Consider the following 6,004-nt stretch of genomic DNA (forward strand, 5'->3'; position numbering starts at 1 on the left):
TTATTCCTCTTTCTTTTTTAAAAGGTAAATAGAATAAAATGCCATAAGTAAACCAACAATCCCATGGGTAATATAGGCTAAGGCATTATTTATATAATTAAGAAGAGGAATAAATATAACTTCTATAATTCCAAGAATATAAAAAAATGGAAGAACAAATCCTGTAACAAAAAGACCCATTCCGGTTGTGTAGCTATAAAGGGGATTGACAATTTTATTTATATCTTCTCCAAGAACATTATAAAAAAGAAAAATATTAAATATAATTCCAGCAAAGGCAAATCCCCAGAAAATGCCTATTTTAGGAATTACACTTAATTTTGAATTGAGAGGTTTATAAGTTTTTCTTTTAATTCCTATGTAGTAGTTCATGTAATAACCAAAGGTAACAAGAATTCCAATAAAAATTGCAGAAATATATAGGGGTATTCCAAGTTTTGGAATTATAAAGAAATAGATTATAGAAAAGATTCCCCATATTAAAATAGAGAAAATTATGCCTGAAACATGAATTGTAGAGAAAAAGAAGGCAAGAGGCAAAAGATAAAACCATAAAATGTATTTTTCTGTTATAAGAGTTATAAAAACACAAGTTGAAATATAAAACCCGAATATTATCATGTATATAGCAAAGTGTTTAATTTCTTTTTTAGCTCTCTGAGAGATATATTTAAGTATATCTATGGTTTCAAGGATTTCTTCAATTTCTTTTTTCATATTTTATATAAAAATTTAAGGGGGATTTGAACCCTATTTTATTTCTTTTAAAATTTTCTTTAGCTTATCAAGGTAATCTAAAAGTTTATTTTTACCTGAATCAGATAATTTATAAAAAGTTTTTGGTCTTCTGCCCACAAAAGTTTTTTTAACTTCAATTAATTTATTATCTTCAAGCACCCTCAAATGGGAGGAAAGGTTTCCTTCAGTAGTATCAGTAATTTTTTTGAGTGTTGAAAAATCTACTTCTTTATTCTGCAGAAGATAAATGAGTATTGAAAGCCTTGTTTTTTCATGAATTATTGGGTCAAGTTCTTTGAATTTCATTTTTTAAGAAAATAGAGAATTCCCCAAAGTATAAAACCGAAACCCATACCTATAGAAGAGCCTACAGCAACTTTTCCGAAAAGAAAGCCTATACCCAATCCGATAAAAAGAAAACCTAAAAATATCATGGGACCTGCACTTTTTAGTGATTTTTTATTTTCCATTTTTTAAAAATTTTTGTTTTACAGGATTTGAACCTTTTATTTACAAATTAATTTGTAATATAAATTATACTGTAAAAAAAATAAAATTTCAAGTTTTAAAAATATAATCTTTAAGCAACCTTCAGATCTCATTAAAATTAATTCTTTCAGACTGATAGTTAAATTAATCTTATCAATTTTTCCAATTTTTTTTTGAAATTTTCTTACCTCTCAAGCATTTTTGATAAAATTAACATGTTAATATTATAATTTATTTTGAATATTATTATAATTTGCTTTAAATATGAATTTTGAAGAATATTTAAAAGAAATCAATATTAAAATTTTAAATTTTTGTAAAGAGTATAATTTTCTTCATCATAAAGATGACCTTTTAGGAGAAGCATTTTTATGTTTTAAAAAATGTAAGGAAAAATTTAAAGGGGATGAAAGAGAGTTTAAGAATTATTTTTTGAAATCCTTAGATAATCATTTCTTGAATTATTTAAAGAGGGAAACAAAATTAATTTTAAAAGAGAATGAGGAACTTGAGATGCTAAATGAGGTAAAAAATGAAAAATTTTTAGAAGACTTTGAAAGGATTTTATATAGATTAAAGGATGAAGAATTATGGATTATAAGTTTAATAAAGCAAGGGTTTAATTTAAAAGAGATTTCAAAAAAATTGAATATTTCTTATGAAAGAGTTAAGGATATTTTTTCTGAGATAAAGAGTAAAATTAATCCTGATAAAAGAAGCAGGAAAGAATTAAGAAGGAAATGGTTGGTTGAAAATGAAGAAAGGGTGAAAGAGATTCAAAGGAAATGGAAAAATAAAAATCCTCATTATTTTATTAAATGGAGAAAAAAGAATAAGGATTACCATAAAAATTGGAGATCAAAAATTCCGTTTTATATGAGAAAATATATGAGTTTAAGAAGACTTTTAAATAAAGATTTTTTAAATGTTATTTATAATTTTTTAAAATTTTTATGTAAATGTGAAAAAATTGAATTAAAGGATTTGAAAAAGAATAGTTTTTCAGTGGAATTAAATTGTAAGGATTGCTTATTAAATATTTTTTTATTTGATGATTTAGAAATTGGGAAAATAAAAGAGGAAAGTAAGATTGTTATTTTTTCAAATATAAATTCATTAAAGAATCCAGAAAATCAATTAAGGTGTAAAAGGATATATTTATTTGAAGGAAGGGAATTTTTGAAAAAGATTGAATATAGTTTTATTTCAGATTTAAAACATAAAAAAATTTTAATCATAACAAAATCTCAGATTCGTTAAAAAAAAAAAAACCGAAAAGGCTTTTTAAATTGTTATATATATAATAAGACCCTGATAAATTGGTTAAAGCCCAACTCAGGGATTAAAAATAAAAAGGAGGAAAACATGAAAATAGTAAACCAAGGAAAAACAAGTGTCACACCCCAAAATGAGTGCCCCATTTTGTATTGTGGAAAGTTCTGTTTCTTGGGTTATAGGGGTGATGCGTGAAAAACCCAAATAAGACAAGGGGGGGTACTCCCCCCCCTTTCATATTAATCCATAATAAAAATAAAAAATAATAAAAAGATGAATAAAAAGAGTGAGTTTGAGTGGAAAAAAAGCTATTATAATATAGAAATAGAAGTTGATAAAGGAATTTTACTTTACAATATTCTGTCAAAAGGTTTTGTTCTTCTTGATGAAAAGGAATATATTGAATTTTATAAAAATGAAAATTTATGGGATAAAAACGAAAAAATGTTAGAAGAGTTTACTTCAAATGGATTTATTGTTAAAGGAAATGATAGGGAAACTTTTTTAAAAAATTTCGATGAAATTGAAAATGTAAATAAAAAATATTTAGGCATCACTTTTGTCCCAACCCAGCTCTGCAACTTCAATTGTTCTTACTGTTTTGAAAGAAGTAAAAAATATGATATGGAAGAATCAATTTTTAAAAAATCTATTGAATTTATAAAGGAAATTATAGATAGCAAAAATGAGCTAGAAAATATAAGTGTGTTATTCTTTGGAGGGGAACCATTGATAAAACTTGACATGGTATTAAAGTTTGGAGAAGTCATAAAAAATATATCAAAAGAAAAAAAATTAAATTTCTCTTCTTCAATCATTACAAATGGTTATTATTTAAATTATGACACTGCAAAAGCACTCTGCGAAATTTGCAATTTAAAATTTGTCCAAATAACCCTTGATGGTGATAGAAATTTTCATAATAAAAGAAGAAATAACAGTTATGAAATTTTAATGAATAATTTAGAAAAAATCAAAGAATTTAAAGATTTAAAAATTTCAATAAGAATTCAGGTTGATAAGGAAAACATTTTTAGTATTAAGAATCTTTTAAATGATTTGAAAAAATTTGATGAAGATAAAAATATTAGTTTCTATTTCTCTTCCATCCTGGGTGAATTTGAAGAAAATCCTGATAAAAGAAATATTCATTTTGATGAAAAAGAATTTGGGAAAATACTTACAGAAAATATAATTCCTTTAATTTTTGAGATAGGTTTTAATAATTTTGAACTTTATCCACAACCTCATGCAGGTGGATGTGGTTTTGTATCCGAAAACAGTTTTATAATTGATGCTGATGGAAGATTAAAAGAATGCCTTGAACTTGTTGGAGAAGAGGAAAGCTGTGGTAATATTTTTGATAAAAAAATTAATAAAAAATTGAGTAATCTTAAATTTAAATTACCAGATTTTTGTGTTTATTGTAAGTTTTTACCACTATGTAATGGTTCCTGTCCTTTGAGAAGGTCGAAGGGAATTATTAAATGCTCATTCTGGAAGTATTCACTTAAAGATTATTTAAAGAAAATCTACGAATTTAAATTTAAATGAGAGAAATTAAAAAATTTTTCTCAACTTTCAAAAATTTAGTATGGAAAAACAACAGTTTTAGATTTTCAGTTTTTGTTTTATTTACCCTTTTAAGTGTATTTTTCGCTACAATTACTTCGTTTTTAGTGAAAGAAATTGTGGATAAGGGTGTAATAAATAAAGATTTTAACTTTCTTTTTCGTTTTGGTTTTTTGACACTTTTTTCCTGGATGATATCAATACTTTTGGGTTTCTTTTCAACTATAACTTTAAGATATTTAAGAAACAGGGTCGAAATAAAACTAAGGGTAAATTTACTTAAAAATTTCTATTCCCTTGATTATGAATTTATTTCAAAACGTCCTTCAGGGTATTTTTTATCAAGAATTCATGATGAGCCCGATTCAATAATAACAAGTTTATTAACAACAACCTCTGGTATTGTTTTAAATCTTTTCTGGAGTATACTTGGTTTTTCTATTGGTTTCTTAATTGCTCCCCAGTTATGCATTTTCATTATCCCATTTTTTTTAATAAATACCTTTTTAAATTACTTTTTCGGAGGAAAATATAAAATTTTTATTAAAGAAAGGGATGAAAAAAGTGCTTTACTTCAGGGTTTTTTAAATAATTTAATTGAAAATTATAAGTTGATAAAAATTTTTGAAATAATTAACCATGCAGAGAAAAAATTTAAATTGAAATTAAAAGAATTTCTTCAATTTTTAACAAAAGTAACATTCTTTACAGCTTCTATAAACAATATTCAAGCATTTCTCCAGATGATTATGCAGATTGGGTTACTGATTTTTGCAGGTTATGAAATTTTAAATGGTAGGTTAACAATAGGTAGTTATTTAGGTTTTAGCACAATATTATGGCAGTTGATTTCTGCTGTTGAAAACCTGTATAATTCAATAATAAACATCAGAGAATGCACTGGAGAAATAGAAAGAATGGAAGAACTTTCTCCATCCCCTTATAAAGTTTCATTTAATTTTTCAAATAATAAAAAGATTGTATTTAAAAATGTTGAAGTTAGTCTTCTTGATAAAAAAATTAAATATCCAGATTTTGAAATTCCTGAAGGTAAAAGGGTTTTAATTTTAGGAGAAAATGGGAGTGGAAAAACAACACTACTTTATACCCTTTGTGGTCTATATTCTTTTAATGGTGAAATAAGTTTATTTTCAAAAAATATCTCAATTTCCTTTGCCCCTCCACTTTTAATGGACGGGAATATATACGAGAATTTAGAAATTATTTCGGGATGTAAAAAAGAGGAAATAGACTATTACCTTGATATTTTTAATTTGAATCATTTAAAAACAAAAAATGTAAATTTGCTTTCAGCGGGGGAAAGAAAAAAAATTGATATAATAAGATGTTTTCTTAAAAAAAGTGATATATATCTTTTTGATGAACCTTTTACTAATGTTGACGAAAATGGAAAGGAAAAGTTTTTAGAGACCATGGGAAAGTTTAAAGATAAGACATTTATAATTACATCGCCCTCGCAATTTGAAACTCTTAATCAATTTTTCGATATAATTATAAAAATTAAAAAGGAGGAACAAAATGAAGGTAATAAATAAAGGTGAAGAATTTCAAAATTTAAAAAAACAGACACCTTGTAAAATAAAATATTGTAATGAATATGTTTGTCCTCCTTCCACACACAAACCTTTTAAATTTCTTTATTGTAAAAAATTCTGTTGGGGAGGATATGTTGAAAAAGATACATTCAATAAAAAAATTGAATAAAAATAAAAAGGAGGAATTAAATGATTAAATTGATTTTATTATTCTCCTATCTTTTAACCCTTCAAAAATTTGAGGTAGGAAAGATTGTAATTGATGGGATTCTATCAGAAAATGAATGGCTATCTTTAACCCCAATAACTGAATTTATTGAATTTCAACCAGAAGAAGGGAAAATTCCTCCTTTCAAAACTGAAGTGTTTATTGG

At 25.1% G+C, this 6,004-nt stretch carries 8 protein-coding genes; 5 read left to right on the forward strand and 3 right to left on the reverse strand.

Translation table 11 applies throughout. The features are described 5' to 3' along the window. From ABIN17_07495 to ABIN17_07505, 3 genes are read right to left on the reverse strand one after another with little or no spacing between them, the layout of a single operon-like run. Positions 1–717 carry a hypothetical protein gene (locus ABIN17_07495; GenBank protein MEO0284892.1) on the reverse strand — a complete coding sequence of 239 codons (717 nt, stop codon included), beginning with the start codon at positions 715–717 and terminating at the stop codon, positions 1–3. 33 nt (positions 718–750) lie between these two features. Continuing rightward, on the reverse strand, positions 751–1,044 hold the full coding sequence (locus ABIN17_07500) for a transcriptional regulator (GenBank protein ID MEO0284893.1): 294 nt from the start codon (positions 1,042–1,044) through the stop codon (positions 751–753). Further along, positions 1,041–1,208 (reverse strand): hypothetical protein, encoded by a 168-nt coding sequence (locus ABIN17_07505; GenBank protein MEO0284894.1) that lies wholly within the window; start codon positions 1,206–1,208, stop codon positions 1,041–1,043. Before ABIN17_07505 ends, ABIN17_07500 begins: the two co-directional genes overlap by 4 nt. A gap of 283 nt (positions 1,209–1,491) precedes the next feature. On the opposite strand from ABIN17_07505, the gene ABIN17_07510 reads away from it, so the two are divergent. From ABIN17_07510 to ABIN17_07530, 5 genes are all read left to right on the forward strand, one after another. After that, positions 1,492–2,487: a sigma-70 family RNA polymerase sigma factor gene (locus tag ABIN17_07510; GenBank protein ID MEO0284895.1), complete on the forward strand. Its 996-nt coding sequence runs from the start codon at positions 1,492–1,494 to the stop codon at positions 2,485–2,487. 288 nt (positions 2,488–2,775) lie between these two features. Further along, positions 2,776–4,056: a radical SAM protein gene (locus ABIN17_07515; GenBank protein MEO0284896.1), complete on the forward strand. Its 1,281-nt coding sequence runs from the start codon at positions 2,776–2,778 to the stop codon at positions 4,054–4,056. Next, entirely contained in the window at positions 4,053–5,630 is a 1,578-nt protein-coding gene (locus ABIN17_07520) for an ABC transporter ATP-binding protein (protein MEO0284897.1), read from the forward strand. The genes ABIN17_07515 and ABIN17_07520 overlap by 4 nt, the downstream gene beginning before the upstream one ends. Next, positions 5,614–5,799 (forward strand): hypothetical protein, encoded by a 186-nt coding sequence (locus ABIN17_07525; protein ID MEO0284898.1) that lies wholly within the window; start codon positions 5,614–5,616, stop codon positions 5,797–5,799. Before ABIN17_07520 ends, ABIN17_07525 begins: the two co-directional genes overlap by 17 nt. A gap of 20 nt (positions 5,800–5,819) precedes the next feature. Beyond that, on the forward strand, positions 5,820–6,004 hold a 185-nt coding region (locus ABIN17_07530; protein MEO0284899.1), incomplete at its 3' end, for a hypothetical protein.

This window comes from candidate division WOR-3 bacterium (assembly GCA_039803925.1).
GTDB lineage: Bacteria > Hydrothermota > Hydrothermia > Hydrothermales > JAJRUZ01 > JBCNVI01.

Coding starts and splice junctions, on each gene's coding strand:
- ABIN17_07520 (MEO0284897.1), top strand. CDS start 4,053: ATGAGAGAAATTAAAAAATTTTTCTCAACTTTCAAAAATTTAGTATGG.
- ABIN17_07515 (MEO0284896.1), top strand. CDS start 2,776: ATGAATAAAAAGAGTGAGTTTGAGTGGAAAAAAAGCTATTATAATATA.
- ABIN17_07525 (MEO0284898.1), top strand. CDS start 5,614: ATGAAGGTAATAAATAAAGGTGAAGAATTTCAAAATTTAAAAAAACAG.
- ABIN17_07510 (MEO0284895.1), top strand. CDS start 1,492: ATGAATTTTGAAGAATATTTAAAAGAAATCAATATTAAAATTTTAAAT.
- ABIN17_07505 (MEO0284894.1), bottom strand. CDS start 1,208: ATGGAAAATAAAAAATCACTAAAAAGTGCAGGTCCCATGATATTTTTA.
- ABIN17_07500 (MEO0284893.1), bottom strand. CDS start 1,044: ATGAAATTCAAAGAACTTGACCCAATAATTCATGAAAAAACAAGGCTT.
- ABIN17_07495 (MEO0284892.1), bottom strand. CDS start 717: ATGAAAAAAGAAATTGAAGAAATCCTTGAAACCATAGATATACTTAAA.